General features: G+C 51.4%; 23 protein-coding genes. 7 read left to right on the forward strand and 16 right to left on the reverse strand.

What is annotated here, in order from left to right; all coding sequences use genetic code 11:
- Window positions 1-174 precede the first annotated feature (174 nt).
- Together sat and BOW06_RS05895 are read left to right on the forward strand one after the other, a co-directional pair.
- Window positions 175-1,359 (forward strand): sulfate adenylyltransferase, encoded by a 1,185-nt coding sequence (gene sat / locus BOW06_RS05890; protein ID WP_043115188.1) that lies wholly within the window; start codon window positions 175-177, stop codon window positions 1,357-1,359.
- 452 nt (window positions 1,360-1,811) lie between these two features.
- Window positions 1,812-2,468, forward strand: coding sequence for a thiopurine S-methyltransferase (locus BOW06_RS05895; protein WP_043115189.1), 657 nt, complete (start codon window positions 1,812-1,814; stop codon window positions 2,466-2,468).
- On the opposite strand, the gene BOW06_RS05900 is transcribed toward BOW06_RS05895, so the two are convergent.
- Window positions 2,449-3,474, reverse strand: a complete 1,026-nt coding sequence (locus BOW06_RS05900; RefSeq protein ID WP_306341547.1) for a JmjC domain-containing protein — start codon at window positions 3,472-3,474, stop codon at window positions 2,449-2,451. The two genes, BOW06_RS05895 and BOW06_RS05900, sit on opposite strands and share 20 nt — an antisense overlap.
- A gap of 362 nt (window positions 3,475-3,836) precedes the next feature.
- Here BOW06_RS05900 and BOW06_RS05905 point away from each other — a divergent pair, with 362 nt between their 5' ends.
- Window positions 3,837-4,334: an OmpA family protein gene (locus BOW06_RS05905; protein ID WP_078454508.1), complete on the forward strand. Its 498-nt coding sequence runs from the start codon at window positions 3,837-3,839 to the stop codon at window positions 4,332-4,334.
- 200 nt (window positions 4,335-4,534) lie between these two features.
- On the opposite strand, the gene purB is transcribed toward BOW06_RS05905, so the two are convergent.
- From purB to BOW06_RS05940, 7 genes are all read right to left on the reverse strand, one after another.
- Window positions 4,535-5,899 (reverse strand): adenylosuccinate lyase, encoded by a 1,365-nt coding sequence (gene purB, locus BOW06_RS05910; RefSeq protein ID WP_043115191.1) that lies wholly within the window; start codon window positions 5,897-5,899, stop codon window positions 4,535-4,537.
- 52 nt (window positions 5,900-5,951) lie between these two features.
- Window positions 5,952-6,320 (reverse strand): YkgJ family cysteine cluster protein, encoded by a 369-nt coding sequence (locus BOW06_RS05915; RefSeq protein ID WP_043115192.1) that lies wholly within the window; start codon window positions 6,318-6,320, stop codon window positions 5,952-5,954.
- A gap of 62 nt (window positions 6,321-6,382) precedes the next feature.
- Window positions 6,383-7,705 carry a DEAD/DEAH box helicase gene (locus tag BOW06_RS05920; protein ID WP_078452871.1) on the reverse strand — a complete coding sequence of 441 codons (1,323 nt, stop codon included), beginning with the start codon at window positions 7,703-7,705 and terminating at the stop codon, window positions 6,383-6,385.
- A 19-nt stretch (window positions 7,706-7,724) separates the two neighbouring features.
- Window positions 7,725-8,018, reverse strand: a complete 294-nt coding sequence (locus BOW06_RS05925) for a DUF167 family protein (protein WP_043115196.1) — start codon at window positions 8,016-8,018, stop codon at window positions 7,725-7,727.
- Complete coding sequence (locus BOW06_RS05930; protein ID WP_043115198.1) at window positions 8,015-8,605, reverse strand: YggT family protein; 591 nt, start codon at window positions 8,603-8,605, stop codon at window positions 8,015-8,017. The genes BOW06_RS05925 and BOW06_RS05930 overlap by 4 nt, the downstream gene beginning before the upstream one ends.
- Window positions 8,605-9,438: a pyrroline-5-carboxylate reductase gene (proC, locus tag BOW06_RS05935; protein WP_043115199.1), complete on the reverse strand. Its 834-nt coding sequence runs from the start codon at window positions 9,436-9,438 to the stop codon at window positions 8,605-8,607. The genes BOW06_RS05930 and proC overlap by 1 nt, the downstream gene beginning before the upstream one ends.
- A gap of 49 nt (window positions 9,439-9,487) precedes the next feature.
- Window positions 9,488-10,171, reverse strand: coding sequence for a YggS family pyridoxal phosphate-dependent enzyme (locus BOW06_RS05940; protein WP_043115200.1), 684 nt, complete (start codon window positions 10,169-10,171; stop codon window positions 9,488-9,490).
- A 157-nt stretch (window positions 10,172-10,328) separates the two neighbouring features.
- On the opposite strand from BOW06_RS05940, the gene BOW06_RS05945 reads away from it, so the two are divergent.
- A complete protein-coding gene (locus BOW06_RS05945) occupies window positions 10,329-11,360 on the forward strand; it encodes a type IV pilus twitching motility protein PilT (protein WP_043116496.1) in 1,032 nt (343 codons plus the stop codon).
- A gap of 15 nt (window positions 11,361-11,375) precedes the next feature.
- Window positions 11,376-12,533 carry a PilT/PilU family type 4a pilus ATPase gene (locus tag BOW06_RS05950; RefSeq protein ID WP_078454509.1) on the forward strand — a complete coding sequence of 386 codons (1,158 nt, stop codon included), beginning with the start codon at window positions 11,376-11,378 and terminating at the stop codon, window positions 12,531-12,533.
- Between the two features lie 74 nt (window positions 12,534-12,607).
- Here BOW06_RS05950 and BOW06_RS05955 read toward each other — a convergent pair whose 3' ends face one another.
- Genes BOW06_RS05955 through gshB form a run of 8 tightly spaced genes read right to left on the reverse strand, consistent with a single transcriptional unit; the run spans window position 12,608 to window position 19,138 of the window.
- On the reverse strand, window positions 12,608-13,483 hold the full coding sequence (locus BOW06_RS05955) for a dihydroorotate dehydrogenase electron transfer subunit (RefSeq protein ID WP_043115203.1): 876 nt from the start codon (window positions 13,481-13,483) through the stop codon (window positions 12,608-12,610).
- 11 nt (window positions 13,484-13,494) lie between these two features.
- A complete protein-coding gene (locus BOW06_RS05960) occupies window positions 13,495-14,778 on the reverse strand; it encodes a dihydroorotase (protein ID WP_043115205.1) in 1,284 nt (427 codons plus the stop codon).
- Window positions 14,775-15,755: an aspartate carbamoyltransferase catalytic subunit gene (locus BOW06_RS05965; protein ID WP_078454510.1), complete on the reverse strand. Its 981-nt coding sequence runs from the start codon at window positions 15,753-15,755 to the stop codon at window positions 14,775-14,777. The genes BOW06_RS05960 and BOW06_RS05965 overlap by 4 nt, the downstream gene beginning before the upstream one ends.
- A gap of 13 nt (window positions 15,756-15,768) precedes the next feature.
- Entirely contained in the window at window positions 15,769-16,290 is a 522-nt protein-coding gene (gene pyrR / locus BOW06_RS05970) for a bifunctional pyr operon transcriptional regulator/uracil phosphoribosyltransferase PyrR (protein WP_043115207.1), read from the reverse strand.
- 20 nt (window positions 16,291-16,310) lie between these two features.
- Window positions 16,311-16,724, reverse strand: coding sequence for a Holliday junction resolvase RuvX (ruvX, locus tag BOW06_RS05975; RefSeq protein ID WP_043115209.1), 414 nt, complete (start codon window positions 16,722-16,724; stop codon window positions 16,311-16,313).
- Window positions 16,721-17,281, reverse strand: coding sequence for a YqgE/AlgH family protein (locus BOW06_RS05980; protein ID WP_078452868.1), 561 nt, complete (start codon window positions 17,279-17,281; stop codon window positions 16,721-16,723). The genes ruvX and BOW06_RS05980 overlap by 4 nt, the downstream gene beginning before the upstream one ends.
- Window positions 17,282-18,166 (reverse strand): energy transducer TonB family protein, encoded by an 885-nt coding sequence (locus BOW06_RS05985; protein ID WP_052131918.1) that lies wholly within the window; start codon window positions 18,164-18,166, stop codon window positions 17,282-17,284.
- 12 nt (window positions 18,167-18,178) lie between these two features.
- A complete protein-coding gene (gene gshB / locus BOW06_RS05990; RefSeq protein ID WP_078455125.1) occupies window positions 18,179-19,138 on the reverse strand; it encodes a glutathione synthase in 960 nt (319 codons plus the stop codon).
- A 257-nt stretch (window positions 19,139-19,395) separates the two neighbouring features.
- Here gshB and BOW06_RS05995 point away from each other — a divergent pair, with 257 nt between their 5' ends.
- Window positions 19,396-19,752 carry a response regulator gene (locus tag BOW06_RS05995; RefSeq protein WP_043116498.1) on the forward strand — a complete coding sequence of 119 codons (357 nt, stop codon included), beginning with the start codon at window positions 19,396-19,398 and terminating at the stop codon, window positions 19,750-19,752.
- A gap of 12 nt (window positions 19,753-19,764) precedes the next feature.
- Window positions 19,765-20,286, forward strand: coding sequence for a chemotaxis protein CheW (locus BOW06_RS06000; protein WP_143556181.1), 522 nt, complete (start codon window positions 19,765-19,767; stop codon window positions 20,284-20,286).
- The last annotated feature ends 13 nt before the right edge of the window (window positions 20,287-20,299 follow it).

Below are 20,299 nucleotides of genomic sequence, written 5' to 3' on the forward strand. Positions count from 1 at the left end.
TATCCGGTTGTTGGCTTAAGACTTTATATAACCATACATTATTGGCAGCTCAAATCATGAGCCCCAGTGAATTTTATATGCATAAAAGGATTTTGGTATGGGTTGCAGCGAAGTGATTGTGTTAGTTTTTGTCAGGTTTTCGATAATATCAAATTAATTTCAGGAGGCACCGCCATGATTAAACCGGTCGGTTCAGACGAATTACAACCACGTTATGTCTATGACCCGGATACGCATCACGCGCTCACTCACGAGGCAGAGTCTCTGCCGTCAATCGTAGTCAGTTCACAGGCAGCTGCGAATGCCGTGATGATGGGTTCTGGTTATTTCAACCCTCTGCAGGGCTATATGAATGTCGCTGACTCTGTCAGCTGTGCAGAGACCATGCAGATGACTTCCGGTGCTTTCTTCCCGGTTCCTGTTATGTGTTTGGTTGAGAACACAGATGCTATCGGTGATGCAAAGCGTATTGCGCTGCGTGACCCTAACGTTGAAGGCAACCCGGTTCTCGCAGTGATGGATATCGAAGCTGTCGAGACTGTCAGCGATGAGCAAATGCAGAGCATGACCGCGAGTGTTTACGGTACAGATGATCCTGAGCACCCAGGCGTTGCTGCTTTCAATTCGCAGGGCCGTGTCGCACTTTCGGGTCCGATCCAGGTGCTGAATTTCTCTTACTTCATAACCGACTTCCCGGATACTTTCCGTACCGCTGTCGAGATTCGTAACGAGATTGCAGAGCGTGGCTGGAAGAAAATTGTTGCTTTCCAGACCCGTAACCCGATGCACCTCGCTCACGAAGAGCTGTGCCACATGGCGATGGATCGTCTCGGTTGTGATGGCCTCGTCATCCACATGCTGCTGGGTCAGCTAAAGCCGGGTGATATTCCTGCACCGGTTCGTGATGCTGCTATCCGCAAGATGGTTGAGCTCTACTTCCCACCGAATAGTGCAATGGTCACAGGTTACGGTTTCGACATGCTCTATGCTGGTCCACGTGAAGGCGTGCTGCACGCTTACTTCCGCCAGAACATGGGTGCGACGCATTTCATTATCGGTCGTGACCACGCTGGTGTTGGTGACTACTATGGTGCTTTCGATGCGCAAACCATCTTCGATGAGCTGCCAGAGGGCGCACTGGAGATTGAAATCTTCAAGGCTGACCACACTGCATGGTCCAAGAAGCTCAACAAGGTTGTGATGATGAGCGAAGCGCCGGATCACGAGAAGGATGACTTCGTACTGCTGTCTGGTACCAAGGTACGTGAAATGCTCGGACAGGGCATTGCTCCACCAAAAGAGTTCTCACGTCCGGAAGTTGCCAAGATCCTGATCGACTACTATCAGTCAATCAACTGATCTCAAGCAGTTGTAGCTTGATCAAGCCCGGCTTTCGCCGGGCTTTTTTTGTGTTTATGGACGACACTACTCCTGTACCCGAAAAAAAGCTGGATTCTCCGTCAGTGGCGTCAGTGCGTAGCGCAGAGCATCACAGGAGAAGTGAAAAGCTGTTTGAGTGATCGAAGATCGCGAGTTCTTTTCACGCTGTGATGATCAAGTTACACGCGATCAGGTGCCAATGAGGAGCTGTTTCTTTGCCTACCTTCTTGTCAGTACAAGAAAGTAGGGTGGGTGCGCGCCACCGCGCGCTTTCAACATTAAATCCGACGCGAAGCGTCACAAACGAACAGACCCCGGATCAAGCCCGGGGTGACGATGTTGATCAACGACTGACAACTGATAACTGTTTTTTTGCGTGAAACGAGCGAGTCGATTATCCTTTGCCGCTGACTGTTACTGAGGATATTCAATTGGAAGCGGATTTCTGGGTTGAGCGTTGGAAGAATAACCAAATCGGGTTTCACCAAGAGACCATCAACCGGCATCTTGAGGAGTACTGGCGTCATCTCGATGTTCCCAAGGGATCGACTGTATTTGTCCCCCTGTGTGGCAAGAGCCTCGACATGCTGTGGCTTGTCGATCAGGGTTACCGTGTCCTGGGTGTTGAGCTCAGCCACGCGGCTGTCGAGAGTTTTTTCAAAGAGAATAGTCTCGATGTCGAGGTGACTGAGGAGAATGGGCTGCGCCTGTGGAAGGGAGAGCAGATTTCCATCTATGAGGGTGATTTCTTTTCTCTTACGAAAGAGCAGCTCTTCGGTGTCAGCGCGGTTTTTGACCGTGCTTCACTCATCGCCCTGCCTGACTGGATGCGCTGTGATTATGTCGATGGCCTGAAAAAGTTGCTCAAACCAACGACCGGGATGCTTCTGATCACGCTTGTGTACGACCAGGACGAAATGCAGGGTCCGCCATTCTCTGTGAGTGCTGAAGAGGTAGGACAGCTCTATAAAGGTTGGTGTGATCTCGAGGAGATTGCCAGTATCGATGCCCTGGCAGAAGAGCCCGGCTTCATGAAGAAGGGGCTGACCAGCCTGCAAGAGAAGGTGTTTACTCTCTCGGTTCGCTGACTATTGAACCCAGTTCGTATAGCGCTTCCAGTAGTTCAATAACAGTTTCCTGCTGCAGCCATGGTGCAAGATCATTGCCTGTCAGTGACTCACTGTTGCACAGCATGCTGGCAAACTCTGCCAGTTCGAGGGGAAGCTGGAATGATTCACCATCAGCATAGAGGGTGATGCCGTTATCAGCTCTGCGGTAGAGCAGATGGCTGACACCATGTCGCTGTATTCCTCTTTCAGCAATCACAGCTAGATCGCAATCACTCTCCGGCAGATCCGGGTAGAGGTGCGGTTTTGGTTCTGATAAGTAGCAGCCCAGCCATTCGGCCATTGCCTCTTTGCCCTGCGGTATTGCACTGTTCAGGCACTCGATGAGGCTGTCGATATCGTCAGGGCTGATTTCCGCTGCATTCTGTGGATTGATAATCGGGCGTTGCGGATCACTGAAACGCTCAGCCTGCCCGGTTTCCAGTAGGTGCCCGACCCAGCCTTCGAGCAAATCGTGGGATGTCGGGGCGCGGAAGCCGACTGATGCGGTTATGCACTCTCCCTCGGCTACTCCCCAGTGTGCGACACCGGGTGGAAGATAGAGAATATCGCCTGGTTCCAGCAGCCACTCCTGTTCGGTTTCAAACTGCCTGAGGATGCGCAGGTCAATATCAGGCAGCAGGTTGTCGTTTTCGATCGCATTTGTATCGATTTTCCAGCGTCTTTGCCCGTGTGCCTGGATCAGAAAAACATCATATTCATCGACATGAGGCCCCACAGAACCCTGGTCGGCGGCATAGCTGATCATGATGTCATCGATGCGCCAGCGAGGAATAAAATGGAACAAATGCAGTATTGAAGTCAGCTGCGGGAGGTGTTTGTCCATATCCTGAAGCAGCAATGTCCAGCGGGATTCCCCGAAATCCTTGTCAAAACCGCTCTCAAAAGGTCCTTCTTCGAGTTGCCAGAATGGAGCTGATGCCAGTTCCCGTACAATGCGTGATTCGACAGCATCATTTTCGGCCAAACTGTATAGCTCTGATTTACAAGGGATTTTATCAGTATCGAGAGCATTTCTGATTAACAGGGGAGATTGTTGCCAGATCTTCCCGAGAAAATAGTCTTCGGAAATGCTTGCCGGGAGTCTGAGCATTCTGATTCTCGCTTAATCAGCTATTGAGTTTGTATGAAATTACCATATACTTACCAGATAGAGTACAGGAGTGGCGGGAGCAAATCTGTATTTCAGAGCGCTTGTGCACTGTAACTCTTGTCATGTCATCATATTTGTCATGGAAAAATTGTTGGCGTATGTTGGAACTTGTTGTATGATCCTAATCGCCATGAAGAAAATTATGAGCGTCTAATACCGAAATCAAGGGGAGTATTATGTCTCAGTTTAAAAATAAATTTGCAGCAATCGCAGTTTTGACTGCTGGTCTCGCTGCTATGCCAGCAAGTGCTGCAGAGTACCTGTCAGATTCACAGGGTGAAGTTGTTAAGAACGCATACGATGAGTGTTGGGAAGTATCTTACGGTCTGCCCACTTGTGGACAGAAAATCACCTTCCAGGGTGTACTGTTCGATTTCAACAAGACCAACATCAAGCCTGAGTTCGCTGCACAGCTGAACGATCTGGCTGGTAGCCTTTCAGGTGGTTTCGGTAGCATGGTTATCGAAGGTCACACTGATAGCGTCGGTTCTGACTCTTACAACCAGGGCCTGTCACAGCGTCGCGCTGACTCTGTAGCAATCTACCTGGCTGGTCAAGGTCTGGATCGCGGTAGCATGACTTCCGTTGGCATGGGTGAGTCTAGCCCGGTCAAGCCTAACGATACTGAAGAGAATCGTTACCAGAACCGTCGTGTTGAGATCACTATCAAGTAAGATAGCGAGATGACATGAGGCAGAATTTTCTGCCAACGAAAAAGCCGCGCATTGCGCGGCTTTTTTGTGCCTGGGGAAAAGTGTGCCACACACGAAATAGGGGACAGACCATGATTTTTCGCTAGAAAAACGTGGTCTGTCCCCTATTTTCTCCTGGTCTGTCCCCGGTTTTCGATCGCGGCGAGGCGCCGCAATCCAGTTTAAATCGCGCGCGCCTGCTCTTCAGCATTGCCGATATAGCTGGCTGGCGTCATTTGCAGTAACGTCTGTTTTGCATCAGCGGGAATATCCAACTTCTCGATAAAGGCCTGCATATCAGCCTGGGTGAGACGATGGCCGCGAGTCAGTTCCTTGAGCTTCTCATAGGGTTTTTCGATGCCATAGCGGCGCATGACTGTCTGTATTGGCTCAGCCAGTACTTCCCAGTTGGCATCCAGGTCATCGGCCATGCGTGCTGCATCTGCTTCCAGCTTGGAGATGCCGCGCAGAACTGATTCCAGGGCAATCACGGTGTGACCGATACCGACTCCGAGATTACGTAGCACAGTCGAATCAGTCAGGTCTCGCTGCCAGCGAGATACGGGCAGTTTTTCGGCGAGGTGATGCAGAATCGCGTTAGCGATGCCGAGATTGCCTTCGCCGTTTTCGAAATCGATCGGGTTGACCTTGTGCGGCATGGTTGAGGAACCGACTTCACCGGCTTTTGTTTTCTGCTTGAAATAACCGATAGAAATGTAGGACCAGATATCGCGGCAGTAGTCGATAACGATGGTGTTGTATCTCTGTATGGCATTGAACATTTCGGCGATGTAATCGTGCGGTTCAATTTGGGTTGTGTAGGGATTCCAGTCAAGTCCGTTGGATTCAACAAAAGCCTGTGCAAAGGCCGTCCAGTTTTTCTCCGGATAGGCTGACAGGTGTGCATTGTAGTTGCCCACAGCACCATTGATCTTGCCACGCAGGGCAATGGCTGCAATCTGGTCTCTCTGCAGCTGCAGGCGGGCGACCACGTTGGCCATCTCCTTGCCGAGAGTAGAAGGGGAGGCAGGCTGGCCATGCGTCCTGCAGAGCATCGGAACGGCAGCGTGTTCGTGCGCCAGCGCCCTGATCTCATCGATGACCCTGTCGGCTGTTGCCAGCAGTTGTTCACGTCCGTCACGCAGCATCATGGCGTGACACAGGTTGTTGATATCTTCCGATGTACAGGCAAAGTGGATGAATTCATTGACCGCCATCAGTTCTGCTGAATCGGCAATTCTCTCTTTGAGGAAATACTCAACCGCCTTGACGTCGTGGTTGGTAGTGCGCTCGATCTCCTTGACGCGTGCAGCATCTGACTCGGAAAAATTGTCGATGATGCTTTCAAGCAGTTGGTTGGTTTCACTGCTGAATGCAGGTACTTCACTGATTTCGGCATCGTTAGAGAGAGCCTGCAGCCAGCGGATTTCAACAATTACGCGGTAGCGTATTAATCCAAATTCACTGAATACCTGTCTTAACGGCGCAGTTTTGCTGCCATAGCGTCCATCAACGGGTGAAATTGCGGTCAGGGATGAGAGTTCCATACGGCTTGTGCATTCGAGAGTGAGACAAGCAGATAATTATACAGGGCAGGCTCTACTTATCCCAGCGTTTGAAGCGTTTCCTGCAATAGTCGAGGAGTTCGTTGTAATCGCGAAAGTGGTAGATGAAGTGTTTGCTGGCGGGTTCATCATATTCACACCAGTCATTTTCATAGTCTCGGCAAATCTGCGGACGTGTTTCGTAGATGCCACAGAGGCCATCAGGCTGCAGAAACTGGCATGTACCTGTGTAGAGCAGGTACCAGCCGCTGTCATCCTTGTAGGCTTCAACGCCTTCATGGGCCACTTGCCACAAGAGGTGCTCGAAATCACTCTTGGAGCGCATGGTGCCAAGTGCCTCTGTGGTATAGGAGCAGCACTTGCCTTTGCAGAGAAAGCACTTGTTGTCGTTTGTCTGGCTCATTGGTCGTGAGTAGTGGAAAAGGTTAACTGTCTGCTAATGACTTGTACGTTTCACCTTGAACCTCAACTGTTGTTGCGTCTGCGCCCCTGACCACCTCTGCCTCGACCGCCACCACTTGAGTTTCTGCCTCTGCCTCCGCCGCGATTGCCGCCACGGTTAGAGCCATGCATCGGTTTCCTGCGTTCAGTTCTGACGCGACTGCCAGGATCGACTTCAGCAAGCAGTTCTGCAGGAGGCATGGTGACATCGAGTTTCTGCTCGATGTAGGTTTCGATATCCGGAAGTGCCATGGCATAGGACTCACATACGAAACTGATGGCATCACCATCGCTGCCGGCACGTGCTGTACGTCCGATACGGTGGACATAGTCCTCGGGATCATCCGGCAGGTCGTAATTGATAACGTGCGAAACATCTTCAATATGCAGTCCGCGTGCTGCAACGTCAGTAGCTACAAGTACGGAGAGCTCGCCATCCTGAAAGCGTTTCAGTAGGGCCAGGCGTTTCTTTTGAGGTACGTCTCCCGAGAGAATGCTTGCCGGAAAACCATTGCCTTCAAGAAATCCCCAGATGATATCCGCAGCGCGCTTGGTGTTGACGAAAACGATCGCCCGATGTTCCTTAAATGATCGTAACAGACCGATCAACAGCGGAATCTTCTCGTCATTGGCGACCATGTAGCCTTTCTGACGGATGCGATCTGCTGTGAGTGTGTCGGATTCGACCTTGATCTGGGTCGGATTGTTCATATGTTCGTAGGCAAGTTCTGTGACACGGTAACTGAGCGTCGCAGAGAACATCAGGCCGAGGCGCTCTGCCGGTGGTGGTGTGCGCCTGATGAGGTAACGGATGTCCTTAATGAAACCCAGGTCGAACATGCGGTCAGCCTCGTCCAGTACGACGACTTGCGTGGCTTTTAGATCAAATACTTTCTGCTTGAAGTAATCGATCAGGCGTCCTGGAGTACCGATCAATATATCAACGCCATCTTCCAGGTCCTTGCGCTGTTTTTCATATGCAGTGCCACCAAATACAGCACGAATCTTGAAATTGGTATGTGCTCCCAGCTGCAGGGCGTCCTTGTGAATCTGTACTGCGAGCTCGCGTGTTGGTGCAAGCATCAGGGCGCGGGGCTGGTTTTTTCTGCGATTCTCTTTCGCTGGATGCGTCAGCAGGTGCTGAAAGGTGGCAAGTAGGAAGGCGGCAGTTTTACCTGTACCTGTCTGCGCTTGTCCGGCAATGTCCTGGCCTGCGAGAGCCAGCGGCAGGGTTTCTGCCTGGATGGGTGTGCAGTAGTCGAAACCGGTATCCTTGATGCCTGCTGCAACGCGGGAATCAAATTCAAAGGAGTCGAAACGTGTATCTGTCAGGTGGCTGTCACTCATTATAGGGTGCTCATCATTGTTATTCCTGCATTTCAAGGTCGATTGGCATTCTGGTCGGAGAGTCGATGCAGACCAGCTTGTCGCGGCTGCTTTCGCCCTTCACCAGGGTGACGGCATTTCTCGTCACGCCAAAATCTTTCGCAAGCATCTTGATCAGGTGGCTGTTGGCCTTGCCATCAACGGGGGGTGCCAGAATTTTTACCTTGAACTGGTCACCATGGGGACCTGCATATTCATTTCCTTTCGACCTGGGCAGGATTTTCAGTCTAAGGAACAGCTTGTTATCTTTCCAACGATACCACGCCTCGCTCATCTTTGCAGTATTGGCGGTATACCAAATAGAGCAAACAGGGGCGGCAGGATAAGCATTTTCAGCACTATCAGTCCGATGATGGCCAGCATGGGTGTGAAATCGATACCAGAAGTACCTACGGGAAAGAGTCTTCTGACCGGGTTTGTGACAGTTGCTGCGATTTGAGAAACAAGCTGCTGCAGCGGGTGTCCATGCGTAGCGGGAAACCAGCTCATGATCGCCTGTATGACGATGGAGAAAATAAAAATCGTGAAGAGCAGGGAAACCAGTTGTGGCAGCGCCCATGGGAGTGCGGATAGCAGTGATCCTTGAAAACCGACAATCGCAAGAATTAGTACGCTTTCAATTGTAGTTACTACCCATGCGGCGACCAGCGAGGCGATATCAAGTCCACGGTAGCCGGGTATGAAGCGACGAAACTGCCTGAGCACCGGTGCAGTGAAATTGACAATCATCTGTGAAATCGGATTGTAGAAATCTGCCCTTGTTGCCTGCAGCAGGAAACGCAGCAGAAGCAGCATGGTGTAGAAACCAAATCCGATCTGGATCAGGAATAGCAGCGGTGTAGAGAGATATCCGCCTTCCATTATGCCTGCTCTCCATTGACCTGGCTTGACAGCTCGATAGAGCGGTCACGTGCGGCAGTCAGTGCATCCTCGATGATCTGTTCCAGGCCGCTCTCATTGAAGACTGCAAGCGCTGCGGCCGTGGTTCCTCCGGGAGAGGTGACTTTTTCGCGCAGTACCGAGGGGTCCTCTGGATTCTCCAGTGCCATACGAGATGCACCAAGTGCCGTATGCAGTGTCAGCAGCTTCGCCGAGTTGTGATCCATGCCCATTTTTTCGGCTGCACTGATCATGTGTTCCATGACCAGAAAAAAATAGGCGGGGCCACTGCCGGATACAGCAGTAACGCTGTCCATCATGGTTTCACTGTCAACCCACAAGGTCAGACCAACCGCACGCATGATGGATTCAGCCAGGTTGCGCTGATCTTCATTTGTATTCGGGTTTGCATACAGGCCTGTCGTTCCTGTCTGCAGCATGGCTGGTGTGTTTGGCATGGTACGGATGATGGCAACGTCTTCACCGAGCCATTCTGCGAGGTGTTTGGTCTGGATGCCTGCAGCAATGGAGATGATCAGGGGTTTGCTGTTGCCGACAGCTCCAGCGATGTCTCGCGCAATTTGTGGCAACGCCTGTGGTTTAACTGCGAGAACAACGACGTCAGCCTCGAGTACGGCTGTCCGGTTTTCGTCCAATGTTCTGATTGCGCAGCACTCCTTGATGAAATCAGTACGTTTATGATCCGGATCTGATGCAATGATGTTGTCAGCAGGATAGCCATCTTCGACCAGTCCCTTGATCAGGGCTGCTGCCATGTTGCCGGCGCCGATAAAAGCGATTGTCCGGTTTGTCATAGGGTTTACCTCTCAGATTAAACGTTCGTTTCTTGCTGTAATAATTCTATCAGTCACGTTGACCGAAAATTGCTGTTCCAACACGCACGATGGTTGCGCCGTGGCGGATTGCCTCTTCCATGTCATTCGACATGCCCATCGAGAGAGTGTCGAGATTCAATCCTTTACTGTTGAGTTGCTCAAAAAGCTGCTGCATCTGCGAGAATATACCGGCCTGCTGCTGCAGGTTATTCGTTGGAGCCGGTAGTGCCATTAGGCCCCTCAGCTGTACATTTGGCAGCCTGCTGATCTCTGTAGCGATTGATTCGGTCTCCTGAATGTCAATGCCACCTTTGGATTCCTCGTTGCTGATATTGATCTGCAGGCAGATATTCAGTGGATTTAAATCAGCAGGTCGCTGACTGCTGAGCCTGTGCGCCTGCCTGAGTGAATCAACTCCATGCACCCAGTCAAAATTTTCTGCAATCAGGCGAGTCTTGTTGCTCTGGATCGAGCCGATGTAGTGCCATTCGATAGGAAGATCATGCAGTGCGGTGATCTTCTCAATGGCCTCCTGCACATAGTTTTCACCGAATCGACGCTGACCGGCGTCCCAGGCCTCGCGGATCGTTCCGACAGGCTTCTTTTTACTCACTGCCAGTAGCGTGATTTCATCAGGTGAGCGACCACACCTGAGAGCAGTTGTGTGTATTCTCTCGTTGATTGTCGAAAGGTTGTCAGAAATTCGTGTCATTATCTGTAATAAACATTTGAATTAAAACTCTTCATCTGGCATTTTACTACTCAAGAGTATTGCTTACATACCTAGTGATGCAATGATTGAGCAGGATGTATTTACCGGTTTCAGGGTAACCTGAATTATTTTGACTATAAAGGAAAAAATGGCGAACATGGATATCACAGATCTTCTCACTTTTTCAGTCAAGCAGGGTGCATCCGATGTGCATATCGCTGCCGGGCTTCCACCGATGATCCGTGTCGACGGAGATATCCGACGCATCAACCTCCCTGCGCTTGAGCAGGAAGAGGCGCAGGAAATGATCATGGATATCATGAACGACCGGCAGCGTCGTGAGTATGAAGAGCATCTTCAGATAGACTTCTCTTTCGACCTTCCCAAGGTCTCACGATTCCGTGTCAACGCATTTACCCAGGATCGTGGAAGCAGTGCAGTTTTTCGTCTGATTCCATCCGAGATACTGACACTTGAAGACCTCAACTGCCCTGATACTTTCAAGGATATCGTTAATGTGCCAAGCGGCCTTGTGCTAGTGACCGGGGTAACCGGTTCGGGAAAATCCACAACACTTGCAGCATTGGTTGACTATATCAACAAGGAAAGATACGAGCACATACTGACTGTCGAAGATCCGATTGAATTTGTTCACGAGAGCAAGAAGTGCCTGATCAACCAGCGAGAGGTGCACTCACACGTTTCCAGTTTTGCCGATGCTCTGCGCGCGGCACTGCGTGAGGATCCCGACGTGATACTCGTCGGCGAATTGCGTGATCTCGAGACGATCCGCCTGGCACTGACTGCAGCCGAAACCGGTCACCTGGTATTCGGCACGCTGCATACCAGTTCGGCTGCCAAGACGATTGACCGTGTTATTGACGTTTTTCCGGCAGCAGAAAAAGAGATGGTACGCTCAATGCTGTCAGAATCGTTGCGTTCAGTCATTTCACAAACCTTGCTGAAGAAAAAAGAGGGTGGCCGTACTGCTGCCTGGGAAATTATGATTGCAACCTCTGCGATTCGTAACCTGATTCGAGAAAACAAGGTCCCACAGATGTATTCGGCAATTCAGACAGGGCAGGCGCTGGGAATGCAGACAATGGATCAGCATCTGAAAAAACTGGTTGAGAGCGGGGTCATCAGCAGCGATGTGGCCAGTACCCGAATGATGCACGCTGAAGACTAACCGAGAGGCACACTGATGGATATTACACCACTATTAGAACTTGCAGTGAAACGACAGGCGTCGGACGTTTTCATTGCTGTTGGCCGTCCACCGTCACTGAAAATCAATGACAACATTGAGCCAGTTGGTCAGAAAGAGATTACGATTAGTCAGTCGGAGGCGATTGTCAGTAATATCCTGCCTGATTATCTGAAAGACCGTTTTTTTACCGAACGTGAGGCAAACTTTGCCCATTTCGTTGAAGGTGTCGGACGTTTTCGTGTCAGTGCTTTTTTCCAGATGGACATGGTGTCCATTGTATTTCGTTATATCCAGGCTGATATTCCGAGGTTTGAGGAGCTGGAACTGCCGGATACCCTCAAGGAAATCTCCATGATCCAGCGTGGGCTGGTGCTGTGTGTAGGTGCTACCGATACTGGTAAATCCACCACCCTTGCGGCGATGGTCGGGTATCGCAATCACAACACCCATGGACATATACTGACAGTTGAGGATCCGGTTGAGTATATCCATACGCACGATGGCTGTATCGTCAACCAGCGCGAGGTTGGCGTTGATACCGAGTCATTCGAAATTGGCCTGAAAAACAGCCTGCGACAGGCACCTGATGTCATCCTGATCGGTGAGATTCGTTCGCGAGAAGTTATGCAGCATGCCATCACCTTTGCAGAGACGGGACATCTGTGTATCGCTACACTTCACGCAAATAATGCCAACCAGGCACTTGACCGTATTATTAACTTCTTCCCCGAAGAGCGCCGCAACCAGTTGTTGCTGGACCTCTCTTTCAACTTGCACGCGATTATCGGTCAGCAACTGATTCCAAGAATCGACGGTGGTGAACGCATGGCCGTTTGTGTTGAACTGCTGTTGAGAACACCCTACATGATGGATCTTATTCGTAATGGTGAAATCCATGACGTTAAGGACCTGATGAAGCGCTCGGAAGAGCAGGGCATGGTCACATTCGACAAATCGCTGGTAAACCTCTACCAGAAAGGCACAATCAGTTACGAGGATGCCTTACGTTTTGCTGACTCATCCAACGAGGTGAGGCTGATGATCAAACTTTCAGCTGAAGCGAGTGGCAACCCCCTTGAATCGGGTGCTGATGAACAGTTCCAGCTTGAAAAATCAGATGACGATGAGGAAGATGAGGGCTTTTTAAAGTAAGCAGGAGAGTGATCTCATCCAGTATTGAGATTGAATAAAGCAAGACCGGAGCAGAGTTGCTCCGGTCTTTTTTTTCAGGATTCAGAGAATACCAGGCGTCCGTCAAACACCGGGCCGTCGACACAGACACGTTTCATTTGTACGCCACTGTCGCTTTCGACAGGTACAACACACCCGGCGCAGCCGCCTACTGCACACGCCATGAACTCTTCCAGTGATGTCTGAACATTGACATCGAATTCACGCGCCAGGTCGACCACGGCCTGCAGCATTGGATGGGGTCCGCAGCTGTAGATAGTCGTATCGTCCAGTTCCTCTCTTGTCCGTTGTGCGAGATAGTTGCGAGCCACATCGGTCACATAGCCTTGCTGGCACCCGGCATAACCTTGCAGGCTGGCGAGTCTCGATGCAATGCCCCAGTCGTCCAATAGCGGCATTGCCGCGATGACTCCCTCGTCCATGCCGTCAACGATATGTTGTGAGGGTTTGGGAGTGAAAGGGAATGGAACCTCGGATCCAAGTACTGCAAAACAACTATGGCCATCAAGATGACGCAGTTCATCAGCAAGAAAAATCATCGGTGGCATGCCGACGCCTCCGCCAATCAGGAGTGAACGCCCCGATTCGATTTCAAAACGGTTACCGATGGGCCCCATGATGCTGATGTTTTCACCTGCCTGTCGCTGCGAAAGCAGTGACGTGCCCTGGCCGACGCGTTTATAAAGGAAATCTACCCACCCCTCTTTAACCGAGACACGCATGATGGAGATGGGGCGTCTCAGCGGCTGCAGTGGATCGACCTGCAGGTGGGAAAACTGCCCGGGCTTGGCTTCAGCTGCACACTTTGGTGCGTGTACACGCATAACGAACTGCTCACCTTCATACTCTTCGTGCGACAGGATGAGTGCATCTTCAACGAAGATGGTATCGCGATGATTTTTCATTTGCATAGGGAATCGTGTTAACTGGTGTAGGTCATTCGACCTTCAAAAAATGTATGTTTGATTTTACCGAGGAAGCGCCAGTCATCAAAAGGCGTATTCTGTCCTTCGCTGAGCATTTCATCAGCCTTGAATTGCCAATTGCATTCTGCATCGTAGAGACATAGGTCAGCCTCCTGGCCAACAGCAAGCTTTCCCATCGGCAGGCGTGCAATCCTGGCCGGCCCGGCGATCAGCAGTTCAAGTGCACGTTGCAGGGTAATAATATTCTCATCGACCAGTTTCAGCGTCAGTGGAAACAGCGTTTCCAGTCCGGAAAGCCCTGGTTCTGTCGAGGGGAAGGGCGCCATTTTGGCATCCGGTTCGTGTGGTTCATGTGCCGAGCAGATTGCCGAGATGGTTCCATCGGCAATTCCCCGGCGCAGGGCATCACGATCTTCCTGAGTGCGAAGAGGTGGCAGCAGGTGGCAGTTGGAATTGAATTCGTCAACATCCAGTTCAGTCAGGTGAAGCTGGTGAGCTGCGACATCGGCCGTGATTGGCAATCCTTCCGATTGTGCTGTAGCAATCATATCAACAGCAGCTGCTGTCGAAATTTGCTGCAGGTGGAGTTGTGCACCCGTAAAGCGAGCCAGTTCAATCATGCCTGAAACGGCTATACATTCAGCACTTGACGGGATGCCAGGGAGTCCAAGTCGAGCTGACACCTTGCCCTCGTGAGCAATGCCGTGATTGGCGAGTTCGTGATCGAGCGGCTGCAGAAACAGCGGGATATCCCAGGTTGATGCATACTCCATCGCTCGCCGCAGCACCAGGCTGTTGGCAAGAGGAAAGCGTGCATTGCTGATCGCGATACAGCCACCGGTGACCAGTGCCGCCATCTCTGTCAGGCGGTTGCCCTCGAGTCCGACTGTCATGGCACCGGTCGAGAGGACGCGACTGTTGGCGCTCATTTTTGCCCGGCGCCGGATGAGTTCGGCAACTGCAGGAGTATCGATAACGGGTGACGTATCAGGTGGGCAGATCACGGTTGTAACCCCGCCACGTGCAGCAGCCCGGGTTTCGGAAACAATAGTGCCTTTCTTCTCATCGCCTGGCTCGCGCAGTCTTGCGTTGAGATCGATAAAACCGGGAACCAGGGTTAGCCCTGAAGCGTCAATTTGTCTGTCGGGAGTGAAGTCATCCGGTGCTTCACCTATCGCGTAGATGCTTCCATCGGCGATGTGTAGATCACCTGTCTGGTCAAGACCGGTTTGCGGATCAAGAAGGCGTGCCGCTGTGATGCTGATGCGTTCGCTTTTCATGCGCTTTCTCCACCCAGTGCGCGTGGGTTCATTGCCATTGCCATGACGGCCATTCGAATCGCAATACCATTGCTGACCTGCTCAAGGATGACGGACTGCGGGCCATCTGCAACTTCCGACTCGATTTCAACTCCGCGGTTAAGCGGGCCCGGATGCATCACTATGGCATCGGGACTGGCCAGTTTCATACGTGCCTGGGTGACACCGAAGCGCTGAAAATACTCCTGTTCAGAAGCGAGCAGGGCGCCGTTCATACGCTCTTTCTGCAGTCTCAGCATGATGACGACATCGGCATCTGTAATGCCTTCCTCGAGATCGTGAAAGACATGTACGCCAAGTGACTCACGTGCATCGTGCGGTAGCAGTGTTTTCGGTGCGATAACGCGTACCTCGGAAACACCGAGAGTGTTGAGAGCAAGAATTTGTGAGCGTGCGACCCGTGAGTGAAGTATGTCACCGATAATGGCGACCTTCAGCGGTGTGAAATCTCCTTTCATCTGGCGAATGGTAAAGACGTCGAGCATCGCCTGTGTCGGGTGGGCATGTCTGCCGTCACCGGCGTTGATTACGCTGACTCCGGGGCGTGCATGTTGTGCAATAAAATGCGCAGCACCACTGTCGGCGTGTCGAATCACGAACATGTCGACATGCATCGCTTCAAGATTGCGCAATGTGTCCAGCAGGGTTTCGCCCTTGGCTGTGGCAGAGACGCTGATATTCAGGTTGAGTACGTCGGCAGAGAGACGCTTTGCAGCCAGTTCGAAAGTTGTTCTTGTGCGTGTGCTGTTTTCAAAAAAGAGGTTGGCAACAACCTTGCCGCGCAGAGCCGGCACCTTTTTTACACTGCGGTCACTGACATTGAGAAATGATTCTGCAACATCGAGAATTGAGACGAGGTGTTCCCGTTTCAGGCCGTCGATAGTAAGGAAGTGTTTCAGGCTTCCGTTGTCATCGAGTTGCAGATTGGCTGAATTCATGGCGCGGATTATCTCATTGTCGTGACCCGATGACCAGTTCCATATCATCCTCGCCGGTCAGCTTGATCTGTTCGTTGGATGTGAGGGTGACTTCCAGGCCAATGATATCGGCCTGTACCGGCAGTTCTCTGCCGTCACGGTCAACCAGTGCGGCGAGCGTAACCGACGCAGGGCGCCCGTAATCAAATATCTCGTTGAGTGCGGCACGAATGGTGCGGCCTGTATGGATAACGTCATCTACCAGCAGGATATGGCGGCCATCGATATCAAAGGAAATCTGTGATGGTTTGACTTCCGGGTTGAGACCGATCTGGCTGAAATCGTCACGGTAGAAAGCGATATCCAGGGTGCCCAGCGGTTCTGTTATACCCAGCTTTTCGTGCAGTGCCTCTGCGACAAGGACACCACCTGTTCGTATTCCGATGATGGCGAAATTTTCAAGGTTGCGCTGCTCAGCCAGGGCACGGGTTTTTTGTGCCATGCCGTCGATGACGCTGAGGATGCCTTCGTGCGAGAGAAATGATTGTAATTCCATAATAGTCTACTTTGTCTGTTTTATTGGTTCAGCCAGGTTTCGAGTATCAGGCTGGCAGCTGCTGCATCCAGTTCACCACTCGTTTCGGCATCTGCACCAAGGTGACGTTGTGCCTCGACAGAGGTAAGGCGTTCATCAATCATGTGCACCGGCAGATGAAAACGGCCATTCAGTTGTCTGGCAAAGCGTTTTGCTTTTTCGGCAACCTCTGATTCAGTATCGTCCATATTGTACGGCAGACCAACAACAAGTGCGCCGGGTTTCCACTCATCAATAATTGCGGCAATTCGCACCCAGTCAGGTTTGCTATTGATTGTTTTGACTGTTTCAAGAGGATTTGCCGTACCAGTCAGGGTTTGTCCGACTGCCACGCCGATCCTGACGGTGCCATAATCAAAACCGAGAAGTGTTGATACCGGTTTGTCTGTGCTCATGCGTGACCGGCTTCCGAGCTTAACAGGGAAATATCCACGCCGATCAGTTGCGCAGCTGCAGACCAGCGTTTCTCAACTGGCAGATTGAAAATGATGTCCTTGTCGGCACGCCCGGAGAGCCAGCTGTTTTCAGAGATTTCCCTCTCCAGCTGACCGGCTGCCCAGCCGGCATAGCCAAGTGCCACCAGGCTGTTGCGTGGACCATTGCCTTGGGCAATAGCCTCGAGGATATCTTTCGAGGTGGTGACGCACAGCGCTTTTTCTATCTGCAGTGATGATGCCCAGGTAACAGCATCCCCGTCATGCAGGACGAAGCCCCTGTCTTCCTGTACCGGGCCTCCGAGATAGAGGGAATTTCCGAGGGCTTTTGTGCCTGGCGAGGCTTCGATCTTTAACTGCCCGAACATCTCTTCAAGGGTAATTTCGAGTGGATGATTGATGACAATACCCATGGCACCGTCTTCACTGTGCTCGACAATATAGGTGACCGACTGGAAAAAGTTCTGATCCATCAGTCCCGGCATTGCAATCAGAAAGTGATCCGTGAGCTTGTTCATTCAATTGATCCTCGTTTCAAGAGAGCCATCATCAAGGAAATACCAGGTGCGACTGATAACCAGTTCATCATGCTTTTTTCTGAGTTCTTCATTAAAAGGAGGAAATGGGGCTGACAGGCGGGCAATTTCAAGTGCGGCATCATTGATAACTGAAGAATTGGATGGTTCCTGGAGTTGCACGTCCCGTAGTGTGCCATCCGCTGTGACGGTGATAGTAACCAGCACCTTGCCGGAAGCACCGGCCGGGTAGTAGATCTTGCCGGTGCGCTCAATTTTTCTGCGCCACTGCTCCATGTATTCAGCGTAGATGTGTGCCTTGGTGGAGGCTGAAATAAACCCGCGCTTGGGAATCTTGGCATATGCACGTGTCTTCTCATCGAGTTCTGCGGTAAGACGTTCGATGCGTTTCTGTGTATTGGCAAGCAGCTGTGCCGGTGTCTGCTGTCTTTCCGTGAGCTGGTTTTTGTCGGGCTGCTGACTCACCTGGTCCGGGCGTGGTTTGGAAACAGTCATGATCGGTGTGTCATCCGACCTTGCCATCTCATCCACCTGTGGAGGTGAGTATTCCGCCTTGTTGATAATGTCAGTCTGTATTTCAAAAGGCGCTTCCATGGCATTGCTCTGGGTCGGTTTTTCACGTTCCTGGGTGTTGCCGCTGCCAAGTTGTGACGCGGTTGCGAGGAAGTCTGCAATTTCAGGCTCCTCGGCGTCTGGATTCGGCCTGACCACGGTGATTTCCAGTTTTGTATCGATGGAGGTGTCTGCCGGACTGAAATCGAAATTGAGAACGAGTATTCCGACCGCATGCAGCAGAGTTGCCGCAAGCAGCGTATGCCCAAGGCTGATCCGGTTCCAGTCGATTGTCAGTTCTGAAAAATTACGCATGCTTCTGTAGTGCTAGCTGGCGCCTGCGTATCTCTCTTCGATGGCATCAAACAGGTCTGCACTGATATTGAGGTCAAATTGCGCATCAAGTTCACGGATGCAGGTGGGGCTGGTGATGTTGATTTCAGTCAGGTAATCACCAATGACATCGATGCCGGCAAACAGGATGCCCTGTTCTCGCAGAAACTCTCCGACTGTTGATGCAATTTCCAAGTCGCGTTCACTGAGTGGCTGACCAGCGCCTGTTCCACCGGCAGCAAGATTGCCACGGAATTCATCCTCGCTGGGTATACGGGCGAGAGCATAGGGGGCGGGTTTACCATCAACGATCAGGATGCGCTTGTCGCCAGCACTGATTTCCGGGATGAAGCCCTGTGCCATGATTACACGGCTGCCCCGGTTGGTCACAGTTTCCAGTATGACATTGGTATTGAGATCGCCGTGTTGCAGCTTGAATATCGATTCCCCACCCATGGTATCGATCGGTTTGACGACAATTTCACCGTGCGTTTCGAGGAAGGATTTCAATTCATCAGAATTGCCTGAAACCAGTGCAGGCGTACAGAATTGTGGGAAATGGCTGATCGCAAGTTTTTCGTTGAAGTTGCGCAGTGCTGCTGGAGGGTTTACGACCAGTGTTCCCTCGCTTTCGGCCAGGTCGAGAAACCATGTCAGGGTGATATAACCGATATCAAATGGCGGATCCTTGCGCATCAGTATGGTATCGCATTGCGAAAGTGGTACATGCCGTCCCTCGCCGAAACTGAACCACTCGTTATCGCTGTCGGTGACGCTCAGTGATCTCTGCCTGGCCCATGCCCGGCCATTGACGAGTGAGAGGTCACTCGCCTCCATGTACCAGATTTTGTGGCCACGCCTCTGCGCCTCGAGCAGTATTGCAAAACTGCTGTCCTTGTATCTCTTGATAGACTCAATAGGATCCATCAGGATCCCGACTGACAACTGGGTCAAAACCGTACCTGTATATTGTCTTTAATATCTTTTTATTGTGCCATAGATAGCTACACGGTTGTTGTTCGTGAACACTCCCTGCATGTGCAGAATTTACCTCGTCAAAATAAGGGAGGGAAACGTTTTACCACCGGGCAAAGTCTGTATAATGGCGCAAATTGCCTGAGAACAGCCGCCCAGCGTGGGTCGGCGCCTTCAAAAGAACCGAATGGGAAGCACCTGCTGTGAGTGAACAGGGGAAACAGAATCGCACAGTGATGCTGGTAGATGACAGCCTCACAATCCGTCGCAGTGCGGAACTGCTTTTGACCCAGGCCGGTTTTGATGTGATCAGTGTTGCCGACGGCTTCGATGCGCTTGGGGCTGTGTCTGACCATGTGCCAGATATCATACTCATGGATATCAATATGCCGCGTCTTGATGGCTACCGGGCTTGTCTCCTGCTCAAGCAGAATGCATTAACCTGTGATATACCCATCATCATGCTGTCTGGCTCAAATAGCCCTTTTGACAGGGCGAGAGGAAACCTCGCAGGAGCGACAAGTTTCCTCACCAAGCCTTTTTCCGGCGATGAACTCCTGCGCGAAGTTCGTACACAATTGCCTGCATCCTGAGAGAGTTGACCTGTGTCGAATAAAAAAAGCGGACAATCAGTTTCCTCACCTATTGCACTTCTAAGGAACATGCAACTGGCAGCTCAGGAAAATCCGCTGTTTCAGGTTGAAGTGGAGAGCCGCAGGGAAGCCTTTGTGGGTTTCAGCTTGTGTGGTACCGATTACCTTGCACCTCTCGCTTCAGTTCCTGAAATCATCAGGATTCCGGAAAATTTCGTTCCGGTTCCCGGTGTGAAAAAGTGGATGGCAGGATTGGCAAATGTACGTGGGGCGCTATTACCGCTGGTCGACTTTCAGCAGTTCCTGTGCCAACAGTCGGTTCATCTTTCCAGCGCTGCTCGTGTACTCGTGATTGATCATGCTGATCTTCGCACAGGCCTGATAGTTCCAATGGCACACGGCCTGATCTATCTGGATAGCATGGAGCAACTGACCGGTGAAGGTGAGTCAATTCGGGCAGAGGAACGAGATTGGAAGCTGCTCGACATGGAGTGGCTGGTCACGAACCAGGATTTCCGGCAGGCGGCCACCTGAGAATCAATCACAG

Source organism: Solemya velum gill symbiont, assembly GCF_002020255.1.
GTDB lineage: Bacteria > Pseudomonadota > Gammaproteobacteria > Chromatiales > Chromatiaceae.

Coding starts and splice junctions, on each gene's coding strand:
- purB (WP_043115191.1), bottom strand. CDS start 5,899: ATGGAACTCTCATCCCTGACCGCAATTTCACCCGTTGATGGACGCTAT.
- ruvX (WP_043115209.1), bottom strand. CDS start 16,724: ATGAGCACAGACAAACCGGTATCAACACTTCTCGGTTTTGATTATGGC.
- BOW06_RS05925 (WP_043115196.1), bottom strand. CDS start 8,018: ATGAGCGAGGCGTGGTATCGTTGGAAAGATAACAAGCTGTTCCTTAGA.
- BOW06_RS05915 (WP_043115192.1), bottom strand. CDS start 6,320: ATGAGCCAGACAAACGACAACAAGTGCTTTCTCTGCAAAGGCAAGTGC.
- BOW06_RS05965 (WP_078454510.1), bottom strand. CDS start 15,755: ATGAATTCAGCCAATCTGCAACTCGATGACAACGGAAGCCTGAAACAC.
- BOW06_RS05955 (WP_043115203.1), bottom strand. CDS start 13,483: ATGCAAATGAAAAATCATCGCGATACCATCTTCGTTGAAGATGCACTC.
- BOW06_RS05945 (WP_043116496.1), top strand. CDS start 10,329: ATGGATATCACAGATCTTCTCACTTTTTCAGTCAAGCAGGGTGCATCC.
- pyrR (WP_043115207.1), bottom strand. CDS start 16,290: ATGGAATTACAATCATTTCTCTCGCACGAAGGCATCCTCAGCGTCATC.
- BOW06_RS05960 (WP_043115205.1), bottom strand. CDS start 14,778: ATGAAAAGCGAACGCATCAGCATCACAGCGGCACGCCTTCTTGATCCG.
- proC (WP_043115199.1), bottom strand. CDS start 9,438: ATGACAAACCGGACAATCGCTTTTATCGGCGCCGGCAACATGGCAGCA.
- BOW06_RS05950 (WP_078454509.1), top strand. CDS start 11,376: ATGGATATTACACCACTATTAGAACTTGCAGTGAAACGACAGGCGTCG.
- BOW06_RS05980 (WP_078452868.1), bottom strand. CDS start 17,281: ATGAACAAGCTCACGGATCACTTTCTGATTGCAATGCCGGGACTGATG.
- BOW06_RS05985 (WP_052131918.1), bottom strand. CDS start 18,166: ATGCGTAATTTTTCAGAACTGACAATCGACTGGAACCGGATCAGCCTT.
- BOW06_RS05995 (WP_043116498.1), top strand. CDS start 19,396: ATGCTGGTAGATGACAGCCTCACAATCCGTCGCAGTGCGGAACTGCTT.
- BOW06_RS05940 (WP_043115200.1), bottom strand. CDS start 10,171: ATGACACGAATTTCTGACAACCTTTCGACAATCAACGAGAGAATACAC.
- sat (WP_043115188.1), top strand. CDS start 175: ATGATTAAACCGGTCGGTTCAGACGAATTACAACCACGTTATGTCTAT.
- BOW06_RS05905 (WP_078454508.1), top strand. CDS start 3,837: ATGTCTCAGTTTAAAAATAAATTTGCAGCAATCGCAGTTTTGACTGCT.
- BOW06_RS05920 (WP_078452871.1), bottom strand. CDS start 7,705: ATGAGTGACAGCCACCTGACAGATACACGTTTCGACTCCTTTGAATTT.
- BOW06_RS05930 (WP_043115198.1), bottom strand. CDS start 8,605: ATGGAAGGCGGATATCTCTCTACACCGCTGCTATTCCTGATCCAGATC.